The sequence below is a fragment of the Rhodanobacter sp. PCA2 genome, assembly GCF_013620825.1.
Lineage (GTDB): Bacteria > Pseudomonadota > Gammaproteobacteria > Xanthomonadales > Rhodanobacteraceae > Rhodanobacter_A.
The window spans coordinates 1-26409 of sequence record NZ_NJIC01000044.1 but is presented as its reverse complement, the minus strand read 5'-3'; the positions used below and the strand labels follow the sequence as shown (position 1 = coordinate 26409).

Sequence of the window (26409 nt, the reverse complement as noted above, 5' to 3'; positions counted from 1 at the left end):
ATGGCCACGCATGCGACTCCCGTTTCCGCCCGTCTCCGCCTCGGCGCGCTGCGCGCCGGTTTCGTGCTCGGTGGCAGGCTGGCGCCAAAGCAGACCGCCGACCGCGCCGCGCAACTGTTCGCCACGCCGTTCGCCAGCAGCCGCAGGCGCGCGCTGGCGGCGCAGGGCGACGCCGGGATGCGGCGCGAGGACTTGCAGGCCGGTGGCGAAACCATCGCCACCTACGTCTGGGGCGATCCCGCCGCGCAGCCGTACGCGCTGATGGCGCATGGCTGGTCCAGCTTCGGCCTGCGCTTCCTGCCGTGGGTGGAAGGGCTGCGCGCGCAAGGCTACGCCGTGGTTGCGTTCGACCAGCCCGGCCACGGCCGCAGCAGCGGCAAGCTGTGCACCTTGCCGGAATTCACCGCGACCGTGCGCGCGGTGGGCTGCCACTACGGCGAGGCCGCGCTGGCGGTGGGTCACTCGCTGGGCGGCGCCGCGCTGGCGCTGGCGCAGGACGAGGACTGGCACGCGCGCCGGCTGGTGCTGGTGGCGCCCGCCGCCGACATGGCCGACGCGGCCAGCCGCTACTTCCGCCTCGTGCGGGTGGGCGAGCACCTGCGCCAGGCGTTCTACGACTGGCTGCTGCGCCGTACCGGCGTGCGCGTGGAGCAACTGGAAGTGCATCGCCGCCTGCCGGCGCTGGGCCTGCCCGCGCTGATCGTGCACGACCTCGAGGACCCCGACGTGCCGTGGAGCGAGGGCGAGCGCTACGCGCGCTACTGGCCCGGCGCGCGCCTGCTCAGCACGCAGGGGCTGGGTCACCGCCGCGTGCTTAGCGAACCCGCGGTGATCGCCGCGTCGCTGGCGTTCGCGCGCGGGGAAGCGGTGGGCGTGCGGGTGATCGGCACCCCCAACCTGCCGCTGGGCGTGGCCTGAGCGTCTTCTGCGCGGACGGCTGCAACGCTACGCGCCAACCGGTTTTCATCATCGCGAGGGCCGCGTGCAGCGGATGGATCGCGGCGGTTTGACGACGGCTTGATCCGGCATGGTCCAAGCTTGCCGCGCCAACCCAAGGAGCACGGACATGTCCTGCCTGAGCGTCAGCGAACTCCCCGCCTGGGAGCGCGAGCAGCTGTCGAAGCACGCCCGGCAGGGCGGCGGGGTAGCGTTCGATGGCCCGCTGGAAGCCTGTGCCGGCGAGGGTGCACGCCGCGACGACGAATCGCGCGAAGAAGCGGCGCCGGTCGCCTGGTCGGCGATGAGCGACCACACCCGCCGCGAAGGCGACCGCTGGCCGGCGAAATAGGCAGGCCGGCGTCGCGGCGCCCGTCCATGGCGACGGGCGCCGCCGCCGTCAACCGTGGTTGAGCGGAGACAGCAGCACCGGGCCCGCGCCGTCGGTCTGCACGGCGCCATCGGCGAGGGCGTCGGCGGCATTCACGTCGGGCTTGTCCACCCAGGGAGCCCGCGTGTACGGGCCGGGGACATAGGTTTCCCAGGTGTGGTCACGCGGCGGCTCACCCAGCGTGTTGAGGTAATACCTGACCGGCAGATGCACGGTCCAACTGTCCTGCCCGGCGAGCTTGCCGGTGGTGGGGACCCGGTAGGTCCACGTGCGCGCCACGTCCAGCGCCGACTTCGCCAGCACCTCGCGGTACCGCTTGAGCGCGAGGTCGGTGCCGGTATTGTCCAGGTTGACCTGCTCGGCCACGGCGTCGGTCACCCGGCCGTTGCGGTCCACGTGCAGCGCCAGGTACACCGTGCCCTGCACGCGGGCGCGGATCGCCGCCTCGGGATAGTGTGGATAGAGCTTCTTGTTCGCCTCGGCTGCATGCAGCACCCCGGTGTCGCCCGGATCGTCGTCGCCGAAGGTGGCGCCCTTGATGCGCGCGGTGTAGTTGCCGTCGGGGTTTTTCTTCAGTACCACGCGCACCCGCATGCTGCTTTTGGCGATCACCGGCGCGCCATCCAGCAGCACGGGTTGGAAGCGCCACTGCAGCACGGCCTTGCGCACCATGTCGGAGATGGCCTGGCCGTACTTGGCGGGGTCGGTGATCGTCGCGTCCCGCACCGTGCCATCCGGGGCCAGCACGAGGCTGCCCTGGACCAGGGCGGAGGATTCGACGTCCCGGAGGTTGCCGGCCTGGGCGACCATCGTCGCCATCGCCAGGGTCGCGCCGAACAAGACCTTCTTCATGCGTGCGTTCCTTCATTCCTTTGCGTAGCAGCGTGTCCATCCCGGGCGGCAGGCGAGGGCGGTCCGCTGCCTGCGCGTGGCAGTTGCCGCGCGGCCTTCGGCGCCATTCGTGGATGGTCCCCCGATGGGCGCCTGCGGGGCGCCGCATCTTCGGCCGCCAGTATGCCGGCAAACCGTGGCGTGCGTGAGTCGCCCGCGACGCCGGTTTTCGCCGGGAATCCGCGCTTCCATACGCATGGGTATCCGCGCTGCAGCAAGCCCCGGACATCGATCCCGACTAGAATCGACCAGCTATCGCACACGATGCCGGAGTCGCCATGAGTTCCCCCGCCAAGCATGTTCCCGTCGGCTCCCCCCAGGCCGAGGCCACCCCGCTGCGCTTCGTCACCGCGGCCAGCCTGTTCGACGGCCACGACGCGGCGATCAACATCATGCGCCGCATCATCCAGAGCCAGGGCGCCGAGGTGATCCACCTGGGCCACAACCGCTCGGTGGAGGACGTGGTGCGCGCCGCGCTGCAGGAGGACGCCGACGCCATCGCGCTGTCGTCCTACCAGGGCGGCCACGTCGAGTACTTCAAGTACATGGTGGACATGCTGAAGGAGAAGGGCGCCGCCCACATCCGCGTGTTCGGCGGCGGCGGCGGCACCATCACGCCGGAGGAAATCCGCGAGCTGCAGGCCTATGGCGTGGAGCGCATCTACCACCCGAACGACGGCATGAAGCTCGGCCTCACCGAGATGATCGAGGACGTGATGAAGCGCGCCGGCAACGCCGCCGCGCAGCGCGCGCCCGACACCGCCGCGTCGAAGGTGAGCGTGGACGACGAGATATCCATCGGCCACATGCTCTCCGCGATCGAGGAGCGCAAGCTCTCCGCCACCGACCTCGACCACCTGCGCAAGCAGTGGAAGCTGGCCGGCAAGGCCACGCCCGTGCTCGGCCTCACCGGCACCGGCGGCGCGGGCAAGTCCAGCGTGGTGGACGAACTGCTGCTGCGTTTCCTGCACGCATTCCCGCAGATGCGCATCGCCGTGCTCGCCATCGATCCCACCCGCCGCCGTTCGGGCGGTGCGCTGCTGGGCGACCGCATCCGCATGAACGCGCTGCGCAGCCATCGCGTCTACATGCGATCCATGGCCACGCGCCGCCAGCACGCCGCCACCAACGAGGTGCTGCACGACTGCATCGACTTCCTCAAGGCGCAGCCCTACGACCTGGTGATCGTGGAAACCGCCGGCATCGGCCAGAGCGATTCCGAGATCGTCGACCTGGTGGATTTCCCGGTCTACGTGATGACCAGCGACTACGGCGCGGCCAGCCAGCTGGAGAAGATCGACATGATCGACTTCGCCGACCTGGTGGTGCTGAACAAGTTCGACCGCCGCGGCGCCGAGGACGCGCTGCGCGACGTGCGCAAGCAGTGGAAGCGCAACCACACCGCGTTCGCCGTGAAGGACGAGGACGTGCCGGTGTACCCCACCATCGCCAGCCAGTTCAACGACCCCGGCGTCACCTGGATGTTCGCGAACCTGTGCCGGCTGATGCGCGACAAGCTGCACCTGCCCACGGAGAAGTGGGCGCCCAGCGTCGACACCTCGCTGAAGGAACCCCGCGCCACCGTGCTGATCCCCGGCAGCCGCGTGCGCTACCTTGCGGAGATCGCCGAACAGGGCCGCGGCATCAACGCCTCCGTCGCCCACCAGGCCGAGGCGGCGAGCAAGGCGCAGCATTACTACGAGTCGTTGAAGGAGCTGGGCGACGACAAGCTGCCGAAGCCGCTGGAGCTGTATCACGGCGAGGATTTGCATGACGCCGTCATCCCGGCGAAAGCCGGGATCCAGTCGGATAACTCGCGCGAAGCGCACGACTCAAATGCAAAGGCACTGGATTCCGGCTTTCGCCGGAATGACGGGCAGAACCGAAATGATGGGCAGCACGTCGACCGCACCCTGCTTCTCCTCCGCCAACGCTACAACGCCGCGCTGAAAGAGCTCAGCCACGAGTCCATCCACCTGCTGCGCGACTGGCCGCAGTTGCGCGAGTCGGTGACCAAGGAGGTCAACGAGTACAAGGTGCGCGACAAGACCATCCGCGTGGAGAACTACCGCGAGTCGTTGAGCCACCAGAAGATTCCCAAGGTGGCGCCGCCGAAGACGGAAAGCTGGGGCGACCAGCTCGTGTTCCTCGGCAAGGAAAACCTGCCGGGCCACTACCCCTACACCGGCGGCGTGTACCCGTACCGCCGCAGCGGCGAGGACCCCACCCGCATGTTCGCGGGCGAGGGCACGCCCGAGCGCACCAACCGCCGCTTCCATTACCTGAGCCAGGGCGGTGCGGCCACGCGCCTGTCCACCGCGTTCGACTCGGTCACGCTGTACGGCGAAGACCCGGCGCCGCGCCCCGACATCTACGGCAAGATCGGCAACTCCGGCGTCAACATCGCCACGCTGGACGACATGAAGAAGCTGTACTCCGGCTTCGACCTCAGCGCGCCCACCAGCTCGGTGTCGATGACCATCAACGGTCCCGCGCCGATCATCCTCGCGATGTTCATGAACACCGCGATCGACCAGAACGTGGAGAAGTACCTAAAGCAGGACCCCGCGCGCTGGGCCGCGGCGGAAAAGAAGATCGCCGCGATGTATCCGAATGGCCGCCCGCAGTATTCCGGCGAACTGCCCAAGGGCAACGAAGGCCTGGGCCTCGGCCTGCTCGGCGTCACCGGCAACCAGCTGGTGGATGACGAGACCTACGCGCGCATCAAGGCCGAGACGCTCAGCACCGTGCGCGGCACCGTGCAGGCAGACATCCTCAAGGAGGATCAGGCGCAGAACACCTGCATCTTCTCCACCGAGTTCGCCCTGCGCATGATGGGCGACATCCAGCAGTACTTCGTGGAGCACAAGGTCCGCAATTTCTACTCGGTGTCCATCTCCGGCTACCACATCGCCGAGGCCGGCGCGAACCCGATCAGCCAGCTCGCCTTCACGCTGAGCAACGGCTTCACCATCGTGGAGTACTACCTCGCGCGCGGGATGAAGATCGACGACTTCGCACCGAACCTGTCGTTCTTCTTCTCCAACGGCATGGACCCGGAATACACCGTGATCGGCCGCGTGGCCCGCCGCATCTGGGCCCGCGCCATGCGCGAGCGCTACGGCGCCAGCGCGCGCAGCCAGATGATGAAGTACCACATCCAGACCAGCGGCCGTTCGCTGCACGCGCAGGAAATCCAGTTCAACGACATCCGCACCACGCTGCAGGCGCTGTACGCCCTGTTCGACAACTGCAACAGCCTGCACACCAACGCCTACGACGAAGCCATCACCACGCCCACCGAGGAAAGCGTGCGCCGCGCCGTGGCGATCCAGATGATCATCAACAAGGAACTCGGCCTCAACTTCAACGAAAACCCCTGGCAGGGCAGCTACGTGGTCGAGGAACTCACCGACCTGGTGGAAGAGGCCGTGTACAAGGAATTCGAAGCCATCAGCGAGCGCGGCGGCGTGCTCGGCGCCATGGACACCATGTACCAGCGCGGCAAGATCCAGGAAGAAAGCCTGTACTACGAGCACAAGAAACACGACGGCTCGCTGCCCCTGATCGGCGTCAACACCTTCCTGCCCAAGGACAAGGGCGGCGAGATCGCCACCGAGATCGAACTCATCCGCTCGACGGAGGAGGAGAAGGGCCAGCAGATCGCCAACGTGCAGGCGTTCCAGCAGGCGCGCAACGCCCTGGCCCCCGCCGGCGAAACCTCCCACGCCCACGGCACCGACTCCACCGACGCCGCAGCTCCCGCAGACTCCGTTCGTCCAGAGCGTAGCTCGCCAACGGCGAGCGAAGTCGAAGGACAGCATGTCCTCAAAGCCCAAGGGCAGCACCCCAACAACGCCCAGGGCCACGGCCTCGCCTACCTCCAAAACACCGCCCGCGACCGCAAGAACGTCTTCGCCGCGCTGATGGAAGCGGTGAAGACCCACTCGCTGGGCCAGATCAGCCATGCGCTGTACGATGTGGGCGGCGAGTATCGGCGGAACATGTAAGTGTCCCGCCGCGTTGCCCGGCACGTGCCGGGCAACACGGCGAACGCGCCACCGCGCTGGGCTGCCCGCGGGTGATCGGCGCCGAAGGCCTGATCGGCTTCAAGCTGCAGGCTCTGGCCAACAACCCCTCCCGCACCCGCGACATCGAGGACATCCGCGCGTTGTTGCGGGCCCAGCACGGAAAGCTCAACATGGCCGAGGTACGCGAATACTTCGCCTTGTTCGACTGTGTGGAATGGCTCGATGAACTCCTCGCCCAAATCGACGACGACGCATGCTGACCGGGTGGCCGAGCCACTGGCCGGGGACTATGTCACGTCGGCGCCGCTGCCGGGAAAGGGTGACCTGTCCGACTGGGTGGAGTTGATGGAGGCGGTGGAGGCGCTGTGTCCGGTTTGGCCGGAGAGACCGAAGGTTGTTGCGGATGGTAGTTACAAGCTTTGATTGAGATTCGGCAAGATAAATGTACCTAGCATTATTTCCGGTGACGGCAGGCTAATTTCGTACTTCAAAGTATTAGGGGGTAACGTGACATTCGAGGCATTTGACCCGTTGGAATGCAAGTCAAATAAAGCCACAGAGGCCGCGCTTCAAGCTTTGAAACGGGAGATAAAAAATATTCTCAGTTCCTACGTTGGTTGGTATGACCCCTTCTGTGAACTTATACAGAACGCACTAGACTCGGTTGAGCTTCGCGAACAACTGGAGTTAGAGGCGGGCAATAAAAAATATCAGCCGATAATAAAGATAACTATCGATATTTATGGGAATGAACTCTCTGTAACCGATAATGGTGTTGGTTTAGACAAGGATCAGTTCCAGCAGTTTCTCGCGCCAAATTTCTCGTTTAAATCTGGCCAGGCGCGCGGTCATAAAGGTGTTGGTGCTACGTATGTCGCCTACGGCTTTAATTCAATGAGTGTAAGTACGAAGACGCCGACTTTCTCGGCGTCTGGGCGTATCGTTAACGCACGTCGCTGGCTTTCGGACCCCGCTCCCAGTGCTAACCCAAAAGTAGAGCCAATTGACGAGTTGGCATCGACGGATTTTTATGGATTGGATAGAGGCGTTAGCGTTAGGGTTAAATTTGACGAAAGTACGCATCCAAAGAGGCTGGATTGGATTCAGGCGTCAGAGGTTGATGCCTGGTGGAAAATACTATCAATTAAAACAGGATTGGGAGCAATAAAACCATTTTTTGATCTGAAAGTAATTTTAACGGTAAAAAAATCAGATGGAATAATCGATTCTAACGAGTATAAAGGGGTTGGTTATTATTGGATAAATAAAGAGTGTGCAAAAGTTGCGAGAATTCGCGAAATTTTTTCCATAGAGGAATCTCTATTCAAAAAAATGGGTGCTGGATTCAAACATCCGGATAAGATTTGTAATCTGGACGTAATTTTTGATAGTTGGACACACGATGAGCTTAAAAATCTGATTCAGCTAGATAAGGATGACTTGGCAATTCTTGAGGTGCATACTCCTTATGTATCGGTTGAATTCGGCTACACTGCCAAACTTTGGCAAAAATTCAATGGCTCATTGGGGCTTAGGGCAAATTATCGAGTTTTAAATAGCGGTATTCAGCTTGCTGCTAACAATATGCCTCAAGGGGACGTAATTCAAATTCCTTTGACAAGAAATATTGGCAGGCAAAACCAGATTCATTTCTTGGTTCATTTTGACAACTATAGCCCAGATATGGGTCGAAAAGGGTTTCATCGTGAGCTTACTGATTTTGCCAAAGAAATTTCGAGAAAAATTACAGATATTGTGTTGGCTAAAGTAAAGAATCGGCTTAAGGCAAACACGGGTGTTGCGCCCGATCTTTTGAGGGAGCAGCAGGTCGCAAATTGGAAGGCTGAGATGCTAGAACATGAGAATGCGGAGCCGCTAAATCTTATTAGCCCCCATTTTTTCCTTCCCGTTGAGCGAATTTCTATTACGTCAAAGCCGACTCGAGAGCAGGACGTTATTGCTTTATTTAATCAGCTGATTGCTGGAGGGATCATTCGAGGTGTGCGCGTGATGTCTACGAATGAACGTGCAACTTACGATGGCCTGTTTAAAGTCAGCTTTGATCTCGCGGTTGAAAAGTATGTCTATGAGGTGAAGGCTAATCCTTTGGGCCTGGATGGTGCTACGGCTGCCGCCCTTTCTGGAATTATTTCCCAGCCAAAGATTCTTGAGTATAAGTTTTCACTGGATGGATTGGTTGAGGATGCGGATTCGGGGGAAAAGAATCTGAAGGATATTGATCTTTGCGTGGTGTGGGAAACGGGTGATGATTATGTGGGTAGGTTTGGAATTACTTCTTTACTTGTTCCCGAAAATGTAGATCAGCGACAGTTCCATGGAGTGACTCACATTCTTACCGATGCTGAGTCGGGGGCGCGAGTTATGGATTTAATTGTTCTATCCGAATTAATTACCTGTTTGAATGATTCGGCGGGTGGTGTGGCGGAGCAGCACGCAAAATATGAGTGATCACGTTGAAAAACGGGGTCTAAAAAACGGGGACAGGTTCACTTTCTAAGAACAGGGTCGGGTTCACTTTCTGCCCACGCGCGTGCCACGCGGCGACCGATGTGCCGGCCGAATGCCTGCGAAACGTTAGGCCTTGGCTTCGACCATGGAGCGGAAATCGTCGCAACCCAGGGCGCGCTGTTGCTGGAGGTAGCTGCGAATGGCGATGAGGTCGTCGTCGGACAAGGCCTGATATGCGAGGCACGGCATAAGGGGACGAAGGGAATTGAGTTTCGGGGATGGCGCCAACTACCGGCGCCACGTCGCGAGGCGTCTGCTGGACGAGGCGTGCGGACGATCTACTGCGCTGGGTAACGTTACTTCGGTGCGCGCTGCGCCATCCCCAGCGCTTGCTCGACTGCCTTGACCACCGCGCCCGGCTGGTCGATCTCGATTTCATGCGAGCTATCCGGAACGTGCACCAGCGTGCCGCGGGAGGAGGTGGCGACGATCTGCGCCTGCGTGTGCGCCCGGGCTTCTTCCAGCCCTTTGCGGTCGCGCGGCAACGCATCGGCGTAGGTGTTGGCGGCGGACAGCACGATCAGCGGCGTGGCGCCGTGCGTCTCCTGCTTTGACACGGACTGCTTGAACACCTCGACATTGTTCCGGAGTACCGACAGCACGGTGCGCCAGTACGCCGGCTTCGACATCAGGGTCCGGTTCACCGCGTTGAGCTTGGCGCTGGCGTGCGGATCGGCCTCGCCGAGGCAGTGGCCCAGTTCCGGATCGGTGGATGGCAGTGCGTGCTTTTCGGCGGCCGCCTCGCAGTGTTGGATGAACGCGAACCGCTGCACCGACAGGGCGTCCTCGTCCTTCTGCCAGCCAGGGGCAAACCGGCCGATGTCCTGCGCGGGGGGATCGAGCAGCACCATGGCGCTCACGTCCGCCGGATAGCGGCTCGCGTATTGCCGGACGATGTTGCTGCCCAGTGAATGCCCCACCATCACCAACGGGGTCGCAAGGCCGGCGCGCTGGATCAGTGCGTGCAGGTCCGACACGTCGGCATCGAGGTCTCGCGGCATCGGCCCTTCGCTGCTGAAGCCGAAGCCGGCCCGGTCGTATGCGCAGACGCGTGCATGGGCGGCCAGGCGTGGCTGCACCTTGAACCATGCGGAGGAATCGGCGATCGCGCCGGCTTCCAGTATTACGGTCTGCGCTCCGCTGCCCGAGCAACGCAGGTTGAGATGGCGGCCATGGCCGATGTCGACCAGCTTCGCCGCCTGCGCATAGCTGTCCGGCACGCGTTGCGACGCAGCGGCGTGGCTGGATTCGGTGGCTCGGGCCTGGCCGAACATCATGACCAGCAAAAGCGCGCTGCCCGCTTTCAGGTGCATCGTGTTCAAGGCATGTCTCCCGTCGATGGCCCGGGCAGGGGCGCCGGGCTGGCTCTTTCATCGACTTGAGGCGGTGCTGGAAGTTCAGAAAGCTTGTAGGTCGCAAGAACAGGATGAGGGCAGGTTCACCTCCTGTTTTCGGCGGCGCCGCGTGCATGGGCGATGCGCTACAGGCGCCCCGGCGCCGCGTTGCGCGTTGGCCTGGACGATGGCGCGAAAGTTCTCGCCAAGAACGGGGTCAGGTTCACTTTCTACCCGCGTGCGCGCCACGCGATGGCCGATGAGCCGGTCGGACGCCTGCGAAACGTTGGGTCTTGGCTTCGACCATGGAGCGGAAATCGTCGCGACCCAGGGCGCGCTGTTGCTGGAGGTAGCTGCGAATGGCAATGAGGTCGTCGTCGGACAAGGCCTGATATACGAGGCAGCGATAGGTGTCGGTGCGATTCGAGCCTGGGCAGGCGAGGGAGCAGTAGGCAGGGTGGGGCGTCAACAGCGTGTCTTCGCGTTGGCCGCAATGCGCGGCACAGCTGGACCAGGCGTAGGCGAGAGGGTCGTCGGTCAAGCGTGCGCGGACCGGATTGAGGTCGATGTACCGCATGCACTGCAGCACGTAGCTTTCGCTGTCGACTAGGCACGCCTTGTAGCGGCCTTCCCACAAGGTGCCGGTGCGCCGATGGCGGGCGTTGAACTGGGCGACGTAGCAGCGTCCAAGTTTTTGCATCAGGCGCGCAATGGCGCCCGCTTCGGGAGGTGTGGCGAGCAGATGAACATGGTTGTCCATCAACACGTACCCATGCAGCGCGCAATGCGTGTCGAGCAGTGCCATGCGCAGCAGATGCAGGTAGCGACGCCGGTCGACGTCATCGAGGAAGCAGGGCAGGCGGTTATTGCCGCGCTGGACGATATGTTGCGGGATGCCGGGAAGGTCGAGTCGGGGAAGTCTGGCCATCCTCAGAGCATCGGGGTGTGGCCAGGGCAGCGGTAGCGTGTCGGGACTTGGGGCGCCGTAGGTGTGCGGTGTCCGGGTTTGTCGGTAAGTCAACCTGACCCCGTTCGCTCCGACCCCGTTCGCTGCACCCGCTTGCGATACTGATGCACGTTGTCCCCGCCAATACGCGTCTCCCGCGTGCCGATCACTTCATCGATCTTTCCGTCCGAGCCGGTGACCGGCTTGGCCTCGACCTTCGTCTCGTGTTCGAAGTCGTGGGATTTGTCGGTGTTGCGGTAGTAGCGGTACAGGGCCCAGTACAGCGCGGTGGCGCCGGCCGGGCCGAGGGCGAGCAACCAGAGTCCGCTGTCGTCGCTCATCATGACGAGTGCCCCACCAGCCAGAGTGCGATGCCTTCGAGGAAGGTGCCGACGGTGAGTGCGGTGGCGAGCAGTTTCCACTGCTGCACGGGCACGCTGCCCATGGTCTTGCCGGTGCGGCCGTTCACGGCGATGTAGTGCAGCATGCCGCCGTTGCGGCCGGGCTGGTGGTAGGAGTACAGCCACACCGGCAGGTACATCGACACCCAGCGGGTGCCGCGCAGGTCCAGGCGTTCCTGTTCCCAGCGCACGCCGCGGTCGTAGCGGCTGACCGAGGCTTCGACCTGGGCGCGGGCGATGGAAAGGAGTTGGTCCTCCAGGTGCGGGCGCAGGCCTTCCACGTCGCGGTCGCGTTTTTCCGAGGTGATGCCCGCGAGGTAGGAGGCGTTCCACTTCACCGCGTTCTTGGTGTCGAACGGCAGCACGGCGTTGATGACATTGTTGGTGTTGCTGCCGGTGTCGAGGTTGCCGCGTTCCAGCGAGGATTCCAGCGGCAGGTCGTCCACGGTGAAGTCGACGTGCCGTTCGACCCGGTACACGTCGGCGTCGTAGTAGGTCTTCTTGTCGTCGCCGCTGCCTCTCGTATAGCGGCGCGTCTCGATCTCGCCCTGGCCGCCCACGTCGGCGGCCGCGTTGGCGTCCACGATCATGTAGGGCAGGTAGACGCCCACGACGTTCTCCGGCGTGAACTGTTCCTTGAACGCCTTCAGCGCGAACAGGCGGCGCTTGTCCACGAACTGGCGGATGCGCGCGACGGCGTCGTCCTTCTTGATGTGGAACGGCAGCACCGCGTCCGGCACCGCGCCGTTCGGTATCTGCTCGTTGACGCCGAGCACGCTGCGGCACCAGTGGCAGCGCGCGGTCATCGCGTTCGCGGTGTTGACGGTGACCTCGGCGCCGCAGCCGGCGCACTTGAACGTCATCAGGCTGGCGGTGTCGGCCTTGATGTCGCGCGCGCCGGACGCGACGACGGTGCCGCGGAGCTGGTCGATGCCTTCGCCCAGCCCGAACTCATCCTCCACCCGCGTGCTCTGCCATTCATGGCGGCAGTACAGGCAGATCAGCATGTCGCTGCCGGGTTTCTGGCGGATCTCGGTGGAGCCGCATTTCGGGCAGCGGTTGACGCCGTCCTTGAGTTCGGCGGCGGAGGTATCGATGGCGACCGGGTCGGGCGCCTCGACTTCCTTGCGGATCGGGTCGGGCAGGGTGGCCGGGTCGATCGGGAAGCTGCCGGGCAGCGGCGGCACGTCCTGCGGTGACCCCGGGCCAAGGGGCGGTGGCGTGGTGGCGTTGGACATGGGCGTGGCGGGATCACCGGCTCAAGGAAGGAAGTTCAAGCCATCGTCCCGGCCTTCGCCGGAATGACGGCAGTGCTATGACGTGGCGGGTTTTCCGGAGCTTTGCCAGGGATGGTCTGATTTTGCACATCATCCCAGCGAAGGCAGGACAAGCGCAAAGCGCGCAGAACGCCCGCAGGGCGGCCCCGAAGGGGCGAGCGCAGCGAGTCATCCAGTGCCTGCAAGCTGCTGAGAACAAGGACACTGGATGACCAGCTTCGCTGCTGTGAAGCGCCTCCGGCCTTCGCCGGGACGACGGCGGGAGGTTCGCTACAGGCCCAGCGCCTTGGTCTTGAGCGCGTCGTAGTCGGCCTGGGTGATCAGGCCGAGGTCGAGCATCTCCTTGGCCTTCTTCAGCTTGGCGACCGGGTCGTCCGCCGCCGCGGCCGGCGCCACCGGCTGCTGCAGGCCGCCGATGCCGCCCATCATGCCGGAGGCCATGCCGATGCCCATCATGCCCGCCGCGCCGCCGTTCTCGCCCGCTGCCTGCATGCCCGCGGCGACGCTGGCCTGCAGGTTGGAGTTGCCGCGCGCGCCGGACAGCGCGTCGGCGCGCTGCACGTTCTTCAGCAGTTCGCGCGTGTTCGCGTCGTACTCGATCGACACGATCGCGGTCTTGACGATGGCGAGGCCGCGGTCGGACTTCCACTGGTAGCCCTGTTCCACCGCGTCGGACAGGCTCTTCGCGAAGCCCAGCGAATCCTGCTGCAGCTTGGCGATGCGGTTGCCCTTGCCGGGGTCGTTCGTGTACGCGCTGAAGGCCGGCGCCAGCGAACCCACCACTTCGTTGAACAACTGGCTGGCGGCGGCGTTGTCGAGGTCGGTGAAGTCGAACACCTGGCCGGGCTGCAGGTAGGACGCCGGCACGAAGTTCTTCACGAACAGGATGGGGTCGACGATCTTCAGCGTGTAGGAGCCGCGCGTCACCGCGCCGACCTGGGTGTTGAGGAAGCCGTCGTCCCAGTAGATTTCCGACTGCGTGCCGAAGCGGTTGTCCGGCAGCTCCTTCAGCGAGACGAAGAACGCCGCCTGCTGCGAGCCCGGCTGGCCGCCGAACTTGAAGCGCTCCCAGCTCTGCTTGATCAGCGCATCGACCAGACCGCCGCCGGAGAAGACCGACTGCGAGTTGAGGTCGTCCGAACGCCATTCGTAGCCGCCCGGCTCGGCGGCGAAGCCGGTGATCCTGCCGTCCTGGAACAGCAGAAGCCCGTAGCCTTCGGGCACCACGATCTTCGAGCCGTTGGTGATGATGTTGGACGAACCGTGCGTGTTGGAACCGCGCCCGGCATTGCTGCCCTGGGGCACCGCGGCGAACAGCGCCGCCGTCGCCGGCAGGCCGGCCGGCACCGTGTAGAAATCCTTCCACTGGTCGGCGAGCGTGCCGCCGATCGAACCCGCGACTGCCTGTATGAGACCCATGACATCTCCCTGGTTGTTCGTGGCCGGGCACGGCGCCCATCGAAAGCCGAACTATACCTGTCCCGGATGGCGCGCAAGGTACAAGGGAGATGCGTCACGGATACTTCACGGGGCCGGCCGGGGCGTGCGCGATCCCGGTGCGTTCAGTACGGATGCTGCCGGTAGAACTGCTCCAACAGGCGGTAGACCTCAGGCAGGTGCTGGCGCAGCGCGGCGGGGGTCTCGAAGAATTGCTCGCTGGCCACGGCGAAGAACTCGGCCGGGCTTTCCAGCGCGTAGGGGTCGATGGGCAGTTCGTCGCCGTGGCGCTGCTGCTCGTGCAGGCGGTCCCACGCGCCGGAGAAGGCGCGGGTCCAGGCGCGGCGGTCCATGCGCCGGTGCAGCGGCGGGAAGCCGTTCGCGTCGCCGTTGAGCATGTCGAGCTTGTGCGCCATTTCGTGGACCACCACGTTGTGCCCGGATCGCCTTCCGCCATCCAGCACGTCGGCCCAGGACACGATCACCGGCCCGCGCCCCCAGGCCTCGCCGGCCATCGCGTCGGCGGTGCGGTGGACCACGCCGGCGGCGTCGGTGTGCTCGCGGTGCGGAACGAACGCGTCGGGATAGACGATGAGGCTGTGCCAGCCGTCGTACCAGTCCAGCCCCAGTTTCAGTATGGGCAGGCAGGCGTGGGTGGCGAGCAGCACGCGGCCGGCGTCGTCGAGGTCCAGTCCCTGCACCGGCTCCAGCGACTTGCTTTCCAGGAACAGCGTGGCCAGCACGCGCAGCGTGGCCTGGTCGGTGGCGCCCAGCCTGCGCGCGGGGGCGCAGCGGCGCAACGCTTCCTGCCACAGCGGTTCGGCGATGGGGCGCCGGGCGACCAGCTGCCGCACGTACCAGTTTCTGATCCTGTTGAACATGGGCACGCGCGCGAGGGAGTCGACGTTCCCCATGAAATCTGGGCGAAGCGCGCATACTCAAGGGCGGCCCGCGGCAGCGGAGCTGTCCGGTGCCGGAAGTGCGCGTTTCCCATGACTTGTTGCGGAGGCCAATCTTGCCGACCCACCAGATGCCTGCACCGCCGACCATCGTGGTGATGGGCGTGTCCGGCAGCGGCAAGAGCCGGCTCGGCGCCGCGCTGGCGCGGGCCTGCGGCGTGGGCTTCGTGGAAGGCGACGCGCTGCATCCCGCCGCGAACATCGCGAAGATGAGCGCTGGCGTTCCGCTGGACGATGCGGATCGCCAGCCGTGGCTGGCGGCCGTCGCCGCGGCGATCGCGGCGCGGCGCGACGACGGCGTGGTGGTGGCCTGCTCGGCGCTGCGTCGTTGCTACCGCGACGTGCTGCGCCAGGCCGACCCGGCGCTGCGCCTGCTCTACCTGCGCGTGCCGCGCGAGGAACTCGCGCGCCGCCTGCGCGAGCGCAGCCATTTCATGCCGGCCAGCCTGCTGGACAGCCAGTTGGCGACGCTGGAGGAACCCGCTGCGGACGAACACGCCGTGGTGCTGGAAGGCGGCATCGACCTTGCCGCCACGGTGGCGATGGCGAGGCAGGCGTTGGCGATGCCGGCGTCATGGCCTTGAGGCGAATGGACGTCTCCGGGCGACCGGTGCGTGCCGCACGCTTGCCGGCAGCCGCATGCATGACCCATGCTCCGGTGGGTCGCCGGCACGCGCGCCGGCGCTTTTCCCTTGTCTGACGGAGCTTCCCGCATGATCCAACGCATCGACGCCGGCCCGCGCATGTCCGAGGCCACCCTGCACAACGGCATCGTCTACCTCGCCGGCCAGGTGGCCGAGGATGCCGGGGCGGATATCGCTGGGCAGACGCAGCAGGTACTGGCAGCCATAGACACGCTGCTGGCGCAGGCGGGCAGCGACAAGACGCGCATCCTGCGCGCGCAGATCTTCCTCGCCGACGTCGCCGATTTTCCCGGCATGAACGCCGTGTGGGACACCTGGGTGGTGCCGGGCCAAGGCCCGGCGCGCGCCACGGTGGAGGCGAAGCTGGCGAAGCCGGAGTGGAAGGTCGAGATCGTGGTGACCGCGGCGGTCTGAGGTTTGTCGGGCGCGGCCACTCGGGCCGCGCCGTTTTCCGTCGCGCGTTCGCCGCGATACGCATGGCGGGGCGCGGCGGGGATGCGCCCGCCGCGCGCGCTCACTTCGCGCTTATCGCCTTCATCATCCGGGCGAACTGCGCCTTGGTCTGCGCGTCTGCATGCGTCTGGTCGACTTCGGACGGCAGCTTGCCCAGCCGCGCGTCGAACGCCTTCACCAGCGCCGGCAACTGCTCGGGCCGGTAGTCGATCAGGCGGCCGAGCTGCGCAGCCAGCGATACGTCGTCCGGCAGCGGGGCCGGCGAGTTCCAGTGGTATTTCAGCCATTCCACCGCGGTGGTGGTGCGCTTCATGCGGTAGCGCAGGCCGGCGACGTCGGGTGCGTCGCCGGCGAACTGCACGGCGACCTTCAGCGGCTGGTCCGCGCGCCGCGCGGGCACCACGATGCGGGCGGTCAGCGTGTCGCCGTCGTATTGCCAATGGCCGGGCTGCGCGTCGTCCGAGCGGGTGTACGGCTTGCCGTTCACCGTGACGCTTTCCGGCAGCGCCGCGTCCGGCAGTTCCACTGTGTACTGCATGTCCTGCGGCATGCCGGGATACTGGCCTTGGCGTGCGCCGACGCTCAGCGTGGCGGCATGCGTGTCGCGCTGTCCGTCGATGGCGGTGAAGGCGTATTCGCCGCGGCGGTAGCCCTCGCTGTCGCCGGCATCGGCGTACAGCCGGGTGTGCGCGCTGCCACCGGGGAACTGGCGCAGCACCACGGCGTGGTCGTCCCAGCCCTGCAGCTTCTTCACCGCGGGCGGATTCATCGGCACCACCGCGCCGGCGCGCACGAACACCGGCACCTCGTCCAGCGTGTAGTCGCGCGTGATCGTGCGGCCGCCTTCCAGCACGTCGCCGCGGTTGCGGTCGTACCAGCGACCGGGCGGCAGCCAGGTCGACACGTTGGCCACGCCGTCCTGCATCGGCCGGGTGACCGGTGCGACCAGCAGGTCGTCGCCGAACATGTATTCGTTGCCGGCGTCGTAGGCCTTGGCCTGGTCCGGCCACGCGTAGTACAGCGGGCGCAGCAGCGAGATGCCGGTGTCGTAGGCCTGGCGCGAGGCGGTGTAGATGTAGGGCGCCAGCGCGTAGCGCAGGTCGACGATCTGCCTCAGCGCGGCGAAGTCCGCGGGCGCGAAGCGCCAGGGTTCCTTGCGCAGGCCGGCTTCCTTGGAGGAATGCGTGCGCAGGATGGGGCTGAACGCGCCGAACTGCATCCAGCGCACGTAGAGTTCCGGGTCGATGTGGCGCTGGTCCTCCGGCGTACCGTCGGCGAACATGTGGCCGCCGATGTCGTGGCTCCAGTAGCCGTACAGCACGTTGGAGGCGGTGGCGGTGAAGTAGGGCTGATAGGCCAGCGAGCGCCAGGAGATCACCGAGTCGCCGGAGAAGCCGACCTGGTAGCGGTGATTCCCGAGGCCGCCCCAGCGGTGGTAGATCAGCGCGCGCTCGCGGTCCGCGTCCTGCATGCGCGTGTAGAAGACGTAGTTCAGCCACCAGGTGTTGGACAGGCCCGGCAACTGCTTCGAGTCGGGCCACTGCTGCCAGTCCAGCCACCAGAAATTCACGCCCTCGGCGTGCAGCGGATCGAGCACGGTATCGAACAGGCTGGTCATGAAGCGCTTGTCGGCGGTCTCGATGCCGATGGCCTTGCCGTCGTGCACGCCCATCGCCCTGGCGAACGCGGGATAGCGTGCTTCGTCCGGCGACACGCCGGAGGCCGGGTGCAGATTGAGCGTCACCTTCAACTGCTGGCTGTGCAGCCACTGCAGGAATTTCGCCGGGTCCGGAAACAGGCTGCGATTCCAGGTGTAGCCGGTCCAGCCGACCAATTGGCCGAAGGCATCCTGCTTGGCGTACTTGGGATTCCAGTCGAGGTCGTCGGTGCGGTGCCAGTCCATGTCCACCACCAGCACGTCCAGCGGAATGCCGTAGCGCTTGAAGTCTTCGACCAGTTCGCGGATCTCGCTGTCCGAGTAGTTCCAGTAACGCGACCACCAGTAGCCGAACGCATAGCGCGGCGGCATGGGCTCGCGGCCGGCGACCTTGGCGAAGTCGCCCAGGATCTCCTCGTAGCGATGGCCGTAGCCGAGGAAGTAGAGGTCCTGGCAATCGGCGCAGCTGCGTTTTTCCACCCAGCGCCATGCGCTGTCGTCGAACAGGAAGCTGGCCGAGTCGTCGATCAGGTGCCAGCCCTGCCGCGACAGCAGGCCCTGGCCGAGATCGAGTTGTTTGCCGGTGTCGGGCTGCACGTCGCCGTCGTAGCGGTCAAGCGTCCGCGCCGTGCCTTTCAGGTTCTCCGGCTCGGGCAGGCCCGGGTGCCAGTCGAAGGCGGTCTTGAAGCCCCTGGAACGTATCGTGAGGTTGTCCGCGGCGAAGCGGCCGCTGCCCAGCTTGTACGCGAGGCTCAGCGAATCGGTGTCGATGTGCAGCGTGCCGTCGCGGGTGCTGGTGGTGAAAGCGGGCACCGGCTGCTCGCGGTCGATGAACACCTGCGAAGGCGCATCGACGAAGTGCCCGTCGGGCGACCACTCCATGCGGATGATGCGCGGCGTCAGCACGGTGAAGCGCACCTGGCCGCGTTCGACCACCGCGGCAGGATTCGCCTTGCCGCGCATCGCGGGCTCGGCGCCCCGCGCCGGCGCCGGCAGCGCGGCGATCAACGCGAGCAGCGCGGTGGCTGCGAGGGCATGGAAGGGTCGCTTCATCGTGGTCCTCATCGTCTGGTCGGTCCGTCTGGGGAAGGGCGGTGACGCGGGCCTGCGCAGGCGGAGGGCGGCGGTCGCGATCAAAAGTACTACATTTCCAGAGGCGGCGATGCCGGCGAACGGCGGCATCCCGGTCGGGGGCCAACCAATGGCACGGTACGGCGCAGTCGCACTGCGCCTAATCTGCGCTCGTCGTCACGAACGGGGGTTCATCATGCGCAGCATTCGCCTCGCCGCGATTCCAGTACTGCTGGCCGTGTCCCTGTCGGCCTGCGCGCCGGCGCAGCTGCGTCTGCCGGAAGGTTTCGGCGGCAACGCGGTGGCGTACGACGTGAGCGGCCATTCGCCGCGCCGCTTCAACGAACCGCTGCGCTTCGGGCCGTACAGCGCCACGGAGATGCGCGAGGGTTCGACGTTCGCGTGGCAGGTACCCCTGGGCGCGCTGGACGTGGGTCGCACCAGCCGGCGGTATGCCTACACCCTGGCCGCGGGCGGGACGCCGCCGGTCGAGGTGCAATGCCGTGCACGCGCGTGGACGCTGGGTGCGGGGAAGGAGTCGCAGCGCACCACGGTGGACGTGACCGCGCTGGCCGGGCCGTTGCTGGCCTGCGGCCTGCGGGCGGACGGCCACGAAGCGCAGATGCTGGAGGTCGCGCGCGAGGGCGCTCGCCTGCAGGGCCGCCTGGCCACCCCGTGGGGGAGCGAGTACGCCGTGCGCGACCTGCACGGTTACGAAGGTTCGCCGATCGAAGGGATGACGCCGACCGGCTATGCCATCGCCGATGGCGGCAACACGCTTGCCGTGGTCGACGTGCTCAACCGTGGCCGCGTGCACTTCGATCGTGCGCTGGACGACCACCAGCGCGCCTACTTCGCCGCCGCGGCCGCTGCGCTGCTGTTGCTGGATCCCGAGCTGGGGGAATGACGCGCGGCTGACGCCGCCGCTGGGCGATCCGCGCGCCGTCCGGTTTTACGGAGCGGCCTTGCCCGCGATCTCGCGCAGCGCGCGCACGAACACTTCTGGCGGCTGGCCGCCCGAGATCAGGTGCGTGCCGTTGACGATGGTGGCGGGCACGGAATGGATGCCGGCCTGCTGGAAGTACCGTTCCTGTGCGCGCACCTCGTCGGCGTACTCGCCGCTGTCCAGCACGCGGCGCGCCTCGTCGGCATCCAGACCCACGTCCGCGGCGATGCCCGCGAGCATTTCGCGGTCGGAGACGTTGCGGCCGTCGCTGAAGTTGGCGCGCAGCAGCGCCTGCTTCAGCGCCAGTGCGCGTGCGTTGTCCTGCAGCTCGGCCCAGTGCAGCAGTCGGTGCGCATCGAAGGTGTTCCAGATGCGGCTGCCCGGCCCCACGTTGTAGGCGAAGCCGAGCGACGCGGCACGCTCGCGGATCGCCGCGCGGTTGGCGTCCATGCGGGCCTCGTCGATGCCGTACTTGCGCATGATGTGCTCGGCGGCGTCCTCGCCTTCGGCGGCCATCTGCGGATTCAGCTCGAACGGCTGCAGGTGGATGTCCGCCTGCACTTCGCCGTCCAGTTTCGCCAGCGCCTGCTGCAGGCTGGTGAGCCCGACCGCGCACCACGGGCAGGCGACGTCGGAAACGAAATCGATGCGCAGCGTGGCGGGCGTGGTCATGAGCAATCCAGGTTGGTGTGCAGTCCACACGATGTGGAGGCGGAAACGCGCAACTCAATCGCCGTGGGGATGACGGTGCTGGGCAGGCGCCATTGCATCCGCTTGGCCGACGGGCCGGAATACTCCCTGCCTCGATGCCTGCATGGGCGGCGCGGACGAAGCGGACATGCTGCGCAATTCACGCCCGATCGCCTCGCTGCCGGTCGCCACGGCGCTGCGGTTGGCGGGCGTCGGGCTGCTGACCACGCTGATTGCGTTGCGCGGACGCGCGCCGGGCTGTTCGGTCGCCCTGCCGGAGCGCGCCGGCTACCCCATGGGCACGCCCGTTCCCTACTGCAGGCTGGTGAGCTGGTAGCCCACGTACAGCACCAGGAACAGCGCCAGCGCGACCAGCAGCGCCGTCAGCACGCGCTCGACCGCGGTGCCGTGATACGCGCCTTCGGCCTCGGCCTGGATCAGCCGGCAGTTGCGGTAGAAGCTGCGGGTGGCAAGCAGGATCAGCACCGCGCCCAGCAGGATCATGCCCAGGCCCAGCCACTCCGAGGCGCGCATGTGCAGGCCGTTGTTCAGCACCGCGCCGCGCGTGTTGTAGACGAGGAACACGTCGAAGCGCTCGATCAGGAAACCGAAGCCCATCAGCGACACCGCCGTGCGTATCCAGGCGAGATAGGTGCGCTCGTTGGCGGAGAGGTCGCTGAAGTGGGGGATCATGGAAACGGCCCGCGCGTGAGGTGGCCGCAGTCTAGCCGCGCCTGCGCAGGCCTGCGTGCGGCGGGCCACCGTGCCATCGGTTGGGTGTCCGCGGCGTGGTGCGGCGTTGCGTTCGTGGGATGATCGGCGGGTGACTCGACCGGGGAGGTTCCATGAACGATCGTGGCGATGCGATGCAGCCGGGGCGGCGCCGTTTCCTGCGGAATTCCGCGCTGGGTGCGGCCGCGCTGCCGGCGGCGATGCTGGGCGGCCATGCGGCGGCTGCGGACGCGTCCACCGACGCTGTCAAGCTGCCGCCATCCATTCTGGGGCTGCAGCCGGTACAGTCGAAGATCGTGCCGATCGCCGACGACGAGCGCCGCGCCCGGCTGGCGCGGGCGCAGGAACTGATGGGCCGCTCCGGCATCGACGCGATCTACCTGGACGGCGGCACCACGCTGGACTACTACACCGGCATGCGCTGGTGGAGCAGCGAACGCCTGATGGGCATGCTGCTGCCGCGCTCGGGCGACCCGGTGTACGTCGCGCCGGCGTTCGAGCGCGACCGCGCGATGGAGCAGATCCGCTTCGGCCACGACCTGCGCACCTGGCAGGAGAACGAGAGCCCCTACGCGCTGATCGCGCAGGTGATGCGCGAGAAGCATGCCGGCACCGGCACGCTGGGCATCGAGGAGAAGGTGCCGTTCTTCCGCTCCACCGGCATCGCGGCAGCCATGCCGCAGGCGAAGCTGGTGGCGGCGACGCCAGTCACCACCGGCTGCCGCGCGATCAAGAGCCCCGCCGAACTCGCGCTGATGCAGGTCGCGAACGACGCCACGCTGGCCTTGTACAAGGCGGTCTGGCAAGGCCTGGAGCCCGGCGTCACGCAACAGCACATCGCGGCCTGGGTGGACGCTGGCTATGCGCGCATGGGCCTGCGCGGCGAGGCCAGCATCAACGTGGGCCGCTACACCGCGCTGCCGCACGGCTCGCGCGAGCCGCAGGTGATGCGCGAGGGCACGCCGGTGATGCTGGACGACGGCTGCTACGTGGAGGGTTACCAGAGCGACATCACCCGCACCTTCACGCTGGGGAAGGCCAGCGACAAGATGAAGCGGGTGTTCGACATCGTGCGCAAGGCGCAACAGGCCGCTCTCGCGGCCGCGCATCCGGGCGCGACGATGGAGTCGGTGGACGCCGCCGCGCGCAAGGTGATCGTGGATGCCGGCTACGGCCCCGGCTACATGTACTTCTCGCACCGGCTGGGCCACGGCATCGGCATGGACATGCACGAGTGGTACTACCTGGTCCAGGGCAACACGCGGAAGATCGAGACGGGCATGACCTTCAGCGACGAACCCGGCATCTACATCCCCGGCGAGTTCGGCGTGCGGCTGGAAGACGACATGCACGTCACCGCCGCGGGCGCGCGCTGGTTCACGCCGCAGAGCCCGTCCATCGAGCAGCCGTTCGGTTAGGGAGGGTCTGGTTTTGCTTGTCATCCCGGCGAAGGCTGGACAAGCGCAAAGCGCGCAGAACGCCCGCAGGGCGGCCCCGAAGGGGCGAGCGCAGCGAGTCATCCAGTGCCTGCAAGCCACGGAACACCAGGGTACTCGATGACCGGTTTCGCTGTTTGAAGCGCCTCCTGCGTGACCGGCCCTCCGGCCGTTGAAAGCCGCAGGAATGACGAGCAAGCAAGCAGTCGATTGATCAGACCCCTGGGTGCGACGCGAGACAGTTGGCAAGCTTCCTCGCAGGGAAGCCACCACGGGCATGGCAACGAGACGGAGGCAATCGTGGCGAACGTGAAGAAAGCCGTGGCGTGGCGTTGGCTGTCAGGATGCATGGCGTGTCTGGCGACATGCGCTGTTTCGGCGGCGGATTCGCATGCGGCTGCGGCGGCGCGGTTCGATATCGGCTCGCGCGTGGTCGCCACGGCCGAGCCGCCGGTGTCGCGGCCGGCAGGCAAGCCATGCATGGTGACGCTGTTCAGGCACGAGGCGTTCGACGACCAGGGCGATGGTTCCTCGATGGAGGCGCGCCCGCATCGCTTCGACTTCGCTCCACCCAAGGGTTGCGCGGGAGGCTGGGGCAAGGTGGTGCTGGAAGCGGATTTCTCGGTGCCCGCGGGGCGCCAGTTCGACCGCACCGTGGCGCTGTGGCTGGGCGGCGTGAACCTGTATTTCGGCACCACCATCGAACCCGAGCCGGACGTGGCCCAGCGCTGGCGCGTGGAGCGCGACATCACGGATTACGCCGCGCTGTTCCGGCAGGCGCAGGCGGGGCAGCTGATACTCAACAACTGGGTGAGCCCCGGCACCAATCAGCCGATCTACGTGGACGTGCGCCTGGCGTTCTATCCCGCAGATGACGGGCAACCGGCTGCGGCAGCCGCGGACCGCATCTATCCGCTGGGCAGCGACCCGCGCGGCATGCAGACGGCGCTGGAACACGCGGGCGACAGCCTGTCGCGCGAGATCACGTTCCCGCGCAACGTTGAGCGCGCCTGGCTCGATGTCATCGCGCAGAGCCAGGCGCACGACGAGCGCTGGTACACCTGCGTCGACCACGCCTACCTGGAAAAGACGCGCGACTACTCGCTGGAGTCGTTCGAGGCCTGCGACGGCGGCAGCTTCCGCGGCGTGGAAGTGCTGGTGGACGGCAAGCCTGCGGGACTGGCGCCGGTCTATCCGTGGATCTTCACCGGCGGCGTGGCGCCGCACCTGTGGCTGCCCACGCCGGCGATCCAGACCACGAACTTCATCCCCGCGCGGGTGGACCTGACCCCGTTCGCCGGCCTGTTCGACGACGGCAAGCCGCACGCCGTGGCCGTGCGCGTGCTGGGCAGCGACCACTTCTTCAACGTCGCGGCGAACCTGCTGGTCTACCAGGACGCGCAGGCCGGCCAGTTGCGGGGCGAAGTCACGCGGAACACGCTGGCCGCGCGGCAGCCGGCCGGGCTGGTCGTGCACGACACGCTGCATGCCGACGCCGCCGGCCGCACCGTGGGAACCATAAGCACCGACCAGACGCAGGATTATGTGATCGCCGGCCGCCTGCACACGCCGCGCGGCGTGGTCGAGACCACCGTCGACTACCGTGGCGGTTTCCACAACCGCCAGACCTTCGCGCGGCCCGGGGCGAAGCGCTACGACGAGACCATCGATCAGACGAGCACGACTTCGCTGAAAGTGCAGCGCACGCTGGATGGCCGCCCGCTGGACGGCTACACCGTGCAGCAGCGCGACCCGCTGTGGCTGTCTTCGCGCAAGACCATGGTCACCACCGGCCAGGACTTCACCGCCGAGGTGGCGATGAAGCAAGGCCATCGCATCGAGACGCGGCGGACGGGCGGGCAGGGAGCCGCCTACCACGCCGTGCTGGACGAGCAGCTTGCCACCCGCGACCACGCCGATGGCAAGACCATCCCCGATCCGCTGGACCGCAGCAGCTTCGCCCACGACCAGGCGGGCAGCGAGCAGGTGGGCTTCAGCGACTCGCTGGGCAGTTGCTATCGCGCCGCGATCCAGTCGCGCGACCAGCGCCTCACGGCGGCGAAGCAGGGCGACGGCTGCCCCGGCAACGCCAACCGCATCGACGGCCGTTCGCGTCCCGACCATCCGTGGCTGCTGCCGTTGGAGCCGGCGCTGGCCGGCCGGAAACAGGCCTCGACGCCGCGGCCGTGATGGTGTCGGTCGAGCTGTCGAAAAGAGCCCCGCAGCCGCCAGGCTGCGCACTGCAGCCCGTATGACGAGCGCTTGGCCACCCTGCCACGGCGTGGCATCGTCGCGCTGCTCCGCGAACGCCTGCAGCAGGCGGGTCCTGCCGGTGCCGGCCTCGCTGGCGAGCAGCACGATGCGGTTGCCGGCCGCCGCGCGGATCGTATCTCCCGGGCCGGCAGGCGCGCCATGCGCATGCCGCTTCCGGGCCCGCCGGAACCTGCGATGCCCGGGCCGCACCGGAACCACGGGGGCCTGCGGGAAACCGGGCTGGCGATGGTCCGGGACCGCCGGGGCAGGCCGCTATACTCACCGGGTTTTGTCCACCCATCCGTCCAGCAGCAACCCACGCCGATGCGACGCTTCCGATTGACCGAACCGCTGGTGATGCTGGCGACCGTGGTGCAGTGGCTGGTGCTTTCCATCGTCACCGGCACCCTGGTCGGCGCGGGCTGCACCCTGTTCCTGCGCGCGCTGCTCGCCACCGAGGGTCACGCGTACGCGGCGCCGTGGTGGCTGCTGGCGCTGGCCTTGCCGCTGGGTGGCCTCGCCAACGGCTTGCTGTTGCATTACGGCTATCGGCTGCGGCGCAGCACGTTCAACGACAACGCGATCGTGGCGGTCAACGAGCAGCACGGCAAGCTGCCGTTCCGCACGATGTGGATCAAGCCGCTGGCGGCGTTGATCACCCTGGCCTGCGGCGGTTCGGCCGGCAAGGAAGGCCCGTGCGCGCACATCGGCGCCAGCCTGGCGGCCGTGGTGGGGCGCGTGCTGCACCTCAATCCGGAGATGCGCAAGCGGCTCCTGGCCTGCGGCGTCAGCGCGGGTTTTTCCAGCGTGTTCGGCACGCCGATCGCGGGCGCGATCTACGGCGTGGAGATGCTGGCGATAGGGCGCATTCGTCACGACTTCCTGTTCCCCGGCATCGTGGCCGGCGTTACCGCATTCGAGGTTTCGCGCTGGCTGGGCGTGCCGTATCAGCATTACGCCATCGATTTCACCGGGCAGTTCACCGAGATACTGTTCCTGAAGACCGTGCTGATCGGCGTGCTGTGCGGCGGCGTGGCATGGACGTTCGTGGAGTTGCTGCGGCAGGCGAAGAAACTGTTCGGCCGGCTGAAGCAGCGTTACGCGCTGTGGCCGCCGCTGGTGCCGATGCTGGGCGGCATGCTGCTGGCGCTGCTGATCCTGCTGGTGCCCACGGATTACCTGGGCCTCAGCCTGCCGGTGATGGAGCGCGCCCTGCACGGCGAGACGATGCCGTACCTCGGCTTCCTCTGGAAGGCGCTGCTGGTGGCGATCACGTTGGGCTCGGGTTTCTACGGCGGCATCGTCACGCCGCAGTTCGTGCTGGGCGCGGTGGCCGGCAGCGCGTTCGCGTCCTGGTTCGGCCTGCCGCCCGCGCTGGGGGCGGCGGTGGGGCTG

At 66.4% G+C, this 26409-nt stretch carries 23 protein-coding genes; 13 read left to right on the top strand and 10 right to left on the bottom strand.

What is annotated here, in order from left to right:
- Together PCA_RS14235 and PCA_RS14230 are read left to right on the top strand one after the other, a co-directional pair.
- Entirely contained in the window at positions 1 to 918 is a 918-nt protein-coding gene (locus PCA_RS14235; protein WP_181303281.1) for an alpha/beta hydrolase, read from the top strand.
- 148 nt (positions 919 to 1066) lie between these two features.
- A complete protein-coding gene (locus PCA_RS14230) occupies positions 1067 to 1288 on the top strand; it encodes a cation transport regulator ChaB (RefSeq protein WP_181303280.1) in 222 nt (73 codons plus the stop codon).
- Between the two features lie 48 nt (positions 1289 to 1336).
- On the opposite strand, the gene PCA_RS14225 is transcribed toward PCA_RS14230, so the two are convergent.
- Entirely contained in the window at positions 1337 to 2179 is an 843-nt protein-coding gene (locus PCA_RS14225; RefSeq protein ID WP_181303279.1) for an energy transducer TonB, read from the bottom strand.
- Positions 2180 to 2496: 317 nt separating this feature from the next.
- On the opposite strand from PCA_RS14225, the gene PCA_RS14220 reads away from it, so the two are divergent.
- The 4 genes from PCA_RS14220 to PCA_RS14205 all read left to right on the top strand — a co-directional run bounded on the left by PCA_RS14220 (position 2497) and on the right by PCA_RS14205 (position 8718).
- Complete coding sequence (locus tag PCA_RS14220; RefSeq protein WP_181303278.1) at positions 2497 to 6228, top strand: methylmalonyl-CoA mutase family protein; 3732 nt, start codon at positions 2497 to 2499, stop codon at positions 6226 to 6228.
- A gap of 71 nt (positions 6229 to 6299) precedes the next feature.
- Entirely contained in the window at positions 6300 to 6509 is a 210-nt protein-coding gene (locus PCA_RS14215) for a hypothetical protein (RefSeq protein WP_181303277.1), read from the top strand.
- Positions 6472 to 6672, top strand: a complete 201-nt coding sequence (locus tag PCA_RS14210; protein ID WP_181303276.1) for a hypothetical protein — start codon at positions 6472 to 6474, stop codon at positions 6670 to 6672. Before PCA_RS14215 ends, PCA_RS14210 begins: the two co-directional genes overlap by 38 nt.
- A gap of 84 nt (positions 6673 to 6756) precedes the next feature.
- Positions 6757 to 8718: an ATP-binding protein gene (locus PCA_RS14205; RefSeq protein ID WP_181303275.1), complete on the top strand. Its 1962-nt coding sequence runs from the start codon at positions 6757 to 6759 to the stop codon at positions 8716 to 8718.
- A 356-nt stretch (positions 8719 to 9074) separates the two neighbouring features.
- On the opposite strand, the gene PCA_RS14200 is transcribed toward PCA_RS14205, so the two are convergent.
- The 6 genes from PCA_RS14200 to PCA_RS14175 all read right to left on the bottom strand — a co-directional run bounded on the left by PCA_RS14200 (position 9075) and on the right by PCA_RS14175 (position 15054).
- Positions 9075 to 10091, bottom strand: a complete 1017-nt coding sequence (locus PCA_RS14200; RefSeq protein ID WP_255436883.1) for an alpha/beta hydrolase — start codon at positions 10089 to 10091, stop codon at positions 9075 to 9077.
- Between the two features lie 244 nt (positions 10092 to 10335).
- Positions 10336 to 11040, bottom strand: coding sequence for a transposase (locus tag PCA_RS14195; protein ID WP_181303273.1), 705 nt, complete (start codon positions 11038 to 11040; stop codon positions 10336 to 10338).
- Between the two features lie 89 nt (positions 11041 to 11129).
- Positions 11130 to 11399, bottom strand: coding sequence for a hypothetical protein (locus PCA_RS14190; protein ID WP_181303290.1), 270 nt, complete (start codon positions 11397 to 11399; stop codon positions 11130 to 11132).
- A complete protein-coding gene (locus PCA_RS14185) occupies positions 11399 to 12697 on the bottom strand; it encodes a TFIIB-type zinc ribbon-containing protein (RefSeq protein WP_181303272.1) in 1299 nt (432 codons plus the stop codon). The genes PCA_RS14190 and PCA_RS14185 overlap by 1 nt, the downstream gene beginning before the upstream one ends.
- A gap of 309 nt (positions 12698 to 13006) precedes the next feature.
- The gene (locus tag PCA_RS14180) at positions 13007 to 14155 is read right to left on the bottom strand and encodes an SPFH domain-containing protein (RefSeq protein WP_181303271.1); all 1149 of its coding nucleotides are present in this window, start codon (positions 14153 to 14155) and stop codon (positions 13007 to 13009) included.
- A 143-nt stretch (positions 14156 to 14298) separates the two neighbouring features.
- Positions 14299 to 15054, bottom strand: a complete 756-nt coding sequence (locus tag PCA_RS14175; RefSeq protein ID WP_181303270.1) for a M90 family metallopeptidase — start codon at positions 15052 to 15054, stop codon at positions 14299 to 14301.
- 134 nt (positions 15055 to 15188) lie between these two features.
- On the opposite strand from PCA_RS14175, the gene PCA_RS14170 reads away from it, so the two are divergent.
- Both PCA_RS14170 and PCA_RS14165 read left to right on the top strand, forming a co-directional pair.
- Complete coding sequence (locus PCA_RS14170) at positions 15189 to 15716, top strand: gluconokinase (RefSeq protein WP_255436882.1); 528 nt, start codon at positions 15189 to 15191, stop codon at positions 15714 to 15716.
- A 129-nt stretch (positions 15717 to 15845) separates the two neighbouring features.
- Positions 15846 to 16190: a RidA family protein gene (locus PCA_RS14165; RefSeq protein WP_181303269.1), complete on the top strand. Its 345-nt coding sequence runs from the start codon at positions 15846 to 15848 to the stop codon at positions 16188 to 16190.
- Between the two features lie 100 nt (positions 16191 to 16290).
- Here PCA_RS14165 and PCA_RS14160 read toward each other — a convergent pair whose 3' ends face one another.
- The gene (locus PCA_RS14160; RefSeq protein ID WP_181303268.1) at positions 16291 to 18939 is read right to left on the bottom strand and encodes a glycoside hydrolase family 31 protein; all 2649 of its coding nucleotides are present in this window, start codon (positions 18937 to 18939) and stop codon (positions 16291 to 16293) included.
- A 214-nt stretch (positions 18940 to 19153) separates the two neighbouring features.
- On the opposite strand from PCA_RS14160, the gene PCA_RS14155 reads away from it, so the two are divergent.
- A complete protein-coding gene (locus tag PCA_RS14155) occupies positions 19154 to 19864 on the top strand; it encodes a hypothetical protein (RefSeq protein ID WP_181303267.1) in 711 nt (236 codons plus the stop codon).
- 45 nt (positions 19865 to 19909) lie between these two features.
- Here PCA_RS14155 and PCA_RS14150 read toward each other — a convergent pair whose 3' ends face one another.
- Positions 19910 to 20575, bottom strand: coding sequence for a DsbA family oxidoreductase (locus PCA_RS14150; protein ID WP_181303266.1), 666 nt, complete (start codon positions 20573 to 20575; stop codon positions 19910 to 19912).
- A gap of 166 nt (positions 20576 to 20741) precedes the next feature.
- On the opposite strand from PCA_RS14150, the gene PCA_RS14145 reads away from it, so the two are divergent.
- Positions 20742 to 20930: a hypothetical protein gene (locus tag PCA_RS14145; RefSeq protein ID WP_181303265.1), complete on the top strand. Its 189-nt coding sequence runs from the start codon at positions 20742 to 20744 to the stop codon at positions 20928 to 20930.
- Here the strand turns inward: PCA_RS14145 and PCA_RS14140 are convergent.
- On the bottom strand, positions 20906 to 21286 hold the full coding sequence (locus PCA_RS14140; RefSeq protein ID WP_181303264.1) for a DUF202 domain-containing protein: 381 nt from the start codon (positions 21284 to 21286) through the stop codon (positions 20906 to 20908). The two genes, PCA_RS14145 and PCA_RS14140, sit on opposite strands and share 25 nt — an antisense overlap.
- A 152-nt stretch (positions 21287 to 21438) precedes the next feature.
- Here PCA_RS14140 and PCA_RS14135 point away from each other — a divergent pair, with 152 nt between their 5' ends.
- From PCA_RS14135 to PCA_RS14125, 3 genes are all read left to right on the top strand, one after another.
- The gene (locus PCA_RS14135; protein ID WP_219918841.1) at positions 21439 to 22743 is read left to right on the top strand and encodes a Xaa-Pro peptidase family protein; all 1305 of its coding nucleotides are present in this window, start codon (positions 21439 to 21441) and stop codon (positions 22741 to 22743) included.
- Positions 22744 to 23241: 498 nt separating this feature from the next.
- Positions 23242 to 24951 (top strand): peptide-N4-asparagine amidase, encoded by a 1710-nt coding sequence (locus PCA_RS14130; protein WP_219918839.1) that lies wholly within the window; start codon positions 23242 to 23244, stop codon positions 24949 to 24951.
- Positions 24952 to 25338: 387 nt separating this feature from the next.
- Positions 25339 to 26409, top strand: a 1071-nt coding sequence (locus PCA_RS14125) for a chloride channel protein (protein WP_181303262.1), incomplete at its 3' end; no start/stop codon positions are given.

What these genes read in the sequence shown, in the direction of transcription:
- PCA_RS14180 (WP_181303271.1), bottom strand. Translation starts at nt 14,155, where the DNA reads ATGGGTCTCATACAGGCAGTCGCGGGTTCGATCGGCGGCACGCTCGCC.
- PCA_RS14175 (WP_181303270.1), bottom strand. Translation starts at nt 15,054, where the DNA reads ATGTTCAACAGGATCAGAAACTGGTACGTGCGGCAGCTGGTCGCCCGG.
- PCA_RS14230 (WP_181303280.1), top strand. Translation starts at nt 1,067, where the DNA reads ATGTCCTGCCTGAGCGTCAGCGAACTCCCCGCCTGGGAGCGCGAGCAG.
- PCA_RS14145 (WP_181303265.1), top strand. Translation starts at nt 20,742, where the DNA reads ATGCTGCGCAATTCACGCCCGATCGCCTCGCTGCCGGTCGCCACGGCG.
- PCA_RS14155 (WP_181303267.1), top strand. Translation starts at nt 19,154, where the DNA reads ATGCGCAGCATTCGCCTCGCCGCGATTCCAGTACTGCTGGCCGTGTCC.
- PCA_RS14135 (WP_219918841.1), top strand. Translation starts at nt 21,439, where the DNA reads ATGAACGATCGTGGCGATGCGATGCAGCCGGGGCGGCGCCGTTTCCTG.
- PCA_RS14210 (WP_181303276.1), top strand. Translation starts at nt 6,472, where the DNA reads ATGAACTCCTCGCCCAAATCGACGACGACGCATGCTGACCGGGTGGCC.
- PCA_RS14130 (WP_219918839.1), top strand. Translation starts at nt 23,242, where the DNA reads ATGGTGACGCTGTTCAGGCACGAGGCGTTCGACGACCAGGGCGATGGT.
- PCA_RS14190 (WP_181303290.1), bottom strand. Translation starts at nt 11,399, where the DNA reads ATGAGCGACGACAGCGGACTCTGGTTGCTCGCCCTCGGCCCGGCCGGC.
- PCA_RS14200 (WP_255436883.1), bottom strand. Translation starts at nt 10,091, where the DNA reads ATGCACCTGAAAGCGGGCAGCGCGCTTTTGCTGGTCATGATGTTCGGC.
- PCA_RS14220 (WP_181303278.1), top strand. Translation starts at nt 2,497, where the DNA reads ATGAGTTCCCCCGCCAAGCATGTTCCCGTCGGCTCCCCCCAGGCCGAG.
- PCA_RS14195 (WP_181303273.1), bottom strand. Translation starts at nt 11,040, where the DNA reads ATGGCCAGACTTCCCCGACTCGACCTTCCCGGCATCCCGCAACATATC.
- PCA_RS14140 (WP_181303264.1), bottom strand. Translation starts at nt 21,286, where the DNA reads ATGATCCCCCACTTCAGCGACCTCTCCGCCAACGAGCGCACCTATCTC.
- PCA_RS14150 (WP_181303266.1), bottom strand. Translation starts at nt 20,575, where the DNA reads ATGACCACGCCCGCCACGCTGCGCATCGATTTCGTTTCCGACGTCGCC.
- PCA_RS14160 (WP_181303268.1), bottom strand. Translation starts at nt 18,939, where the DNA reads ATGAAGCGACCCTTCCATGCCCTCGCAGCCACCGCGCTGCTCGCGTTG.
- PCA_RS14225 (WP_181303279.1), bottom strand. Translation starts at nt 2,179, where the DNA reads ATGAAGAAGGTCTTGTTCGGCGCGACCCTGGCGATGGCGACGATGGTC.
- PCA_RS14185 (WP_181303272.1), bottom strand. Translation starts at nt 12,697, where the DNA reads ATGTCCAACGCCACCACGCCACCGCCCCTTGGCCCGGGGTCACCGCAG.
- PCA_RS14165 (WP_181303269.1), top strand. Translation starts at nt 15,846, where the DNA reads ATGATCCAACGCATCGACGCCGGCCCGCGCATGTCCGAGGCCACCCTG.
- PCA_RS14235 (WP_181303281.1), top strand. Translation starts at nt 1, where the DNA reads ATGGCCACGCATGCGACTCCCGTTTCCGCCCGTCTCCGCCTCGGCGCG.